General features: G+C 67.5%; 1 protein-coding gene. It reads left to right on the top strand.

Annotation, left to right across the window (positions count from 1 at the left end):
• Positions 1-185 precede the first annotated feature (185 nt).
• Positions 186-1007, top strand: coding sequence for an HAD family hydrolase (locus tag FNH05_RS37450; RefSeq protein ID WP_144593552.1), 822 nt, complete (start codon positions 186-188; stop codon positions 1005-1007).
• Positions 1008-1280: the final 273 nt, after the last annotated feature.

Below are 1280 nucleotides of genomic sequence, written 5' to 3'. Positions count from 1 at the left end.
GGCGCGAACACCGGATGCCCCCAGTTTAGCTCCATCGCACCCGGTTCCCAGCCCTTCGCGTCACCGATTCGATAACGTCAGCACCCATCGTTTCCCCGGCGCGGTAATGGATTTTCGGCCCGCACCACCGGAAAGTGGTGTGCTCACCGGCGGGCCGCCACTCCGTGGGCTTCTATCCTGAGCGGGTGACAGAACCGAGCAGCGCACCGCCGCCCTCCGCCGGCGTCGCGGCCTTCTTCGACCTCGACAAGACGATCATCGCGTCGTCCAGCGCACTCGCGTTCAGCAAGCCGTTGCTGCGCCAGGGACTGATCAGCCGTCGCGCGGCGCTCAAGAGCGCCTACGCGCAGTTCGTCTTCTCCCTCTCCGGGGCCGACGAAGAACGCACCGAACGGATGCGGGCGGAAATCTCCGCGCTGTGCGCGGGCTGGGACGTCGCCCAGGTTCGCGCGATCGTCAACGAGACCCTGCACGACATCGTCGATCCCCTCGTCTACGCCGAGGCCGCCCAATTGATCGCGGACCACAAGGCGTGGGGCCACGACGTGATCGTGCTGTCCGCCGCGGGCGAAGAAGTGGTCACGCCGATCGCGGCGATGCTGGGCGCCACCCGCAGCGTCGCCACCCGGATGGGAGTGGTGGACGGCCGCTACTCGGGCGAGGTCGAGTTCTACTGCTACGGCGAACAGAAGGCGGTGGCCGCCAAGCGGCTCGCCGCCGAGCACGGCTACGACCTGACGCTCAGCTATGCCTACACCGACTCCAGCACCGATGTGCCGATGCTCGAGGTGGTGGGCAATCCGCACGCGGTGAACCCCGACCGCGCGCTCCGCAGGCTCGCGAACGAACGCGACTGGCCGATTTTGACCTTCGAGAAACCCGTTTCACTTCGGAACCGCATTCCGACTCCGTCCGCGACCGCGGTCGCGGTCGGCGTGGGCCTGGGCGCGGTGGCCGCGGCGGGGATGACCTGGTACGGCCTTGCCCGCCGGAAGCGTGATCGGTGACCGGGATGGGGGCGCAGCGTAGTCCCTTTCCTCCGGGTCTTCACTGAATCGAGTCTCTTTACCGGTGCACCCTCAAGACCTCCTTGAAGTGATCGCCGTCACTGGGTAGAAACGGTGTTGCGGACATCTGGTCGGCCCGGAGGAGACGAAGAGAAGTCTCCGTCCTTCCCGCCAGAACTCCGTGCGCGGACCTCCGGGCACCCACGCGCAGCGCGCCGCGGGAGGCTTGTCGTCTAGGGACTGCGTACCGGGACGCCGGACGCCGAGTCCAGG

This window comes from Amycolatopsis rhizosphaerae (assembly GCF_007713715.1).
Classification (GTDB): Bacteria; Actinomycetota; Actinomycetes; order Mycobacteriales; family Pseudonocardiaceae; genus Amycolatopsis_E; species Amycolatopsis_E rhizosphaerae.
Note: the sequence above shows the minus strand (reverse complement) of the source record. Positions and strands in the feature narration are given on the sequence as shown.